Annotated in this window: 1 pseudogene; it reads right to left on the bottom strand. The window is 30.9% G+C overall.

The features are described from left to right. A pseudogene (locus tag BTU61_RS01620) lies at positions 1-223 on the bottom strand (transposase); the annotation flags it as partial.

Raw genomic sequence — 223 nt, 5'->3', positions numbered from 1 at the left:
TTCTCAACAATAGTATACCTGTTTTTCTTATATTGTGCTATCCAATTATGCAACATTTAGACACTTGGAAGAGCATAATCTAGAGACACCTTTATTTGTGAACGACCTTCAAGCAGAACTTTATCAATAATTTCTCATTTTAGTTTAGGAGAATAATAACGATTTTTCCCCTTTTTGACGAACTCTATACCGTAATGATCAATCAATTTAATCATGTACCTAA

Origin of the sequence: Streptococcus lactarius, assembly GCF_016642265.1 — a bacterium.
GTDB lineage: Bacteria > Bacillota > Bacilli > Lactobacillales > Streptococcaceae > Streptococcus > Streptococcus lactarius.
This window is presented reverse-complemented; position numbering and strand designations above follow the sequence as displayed.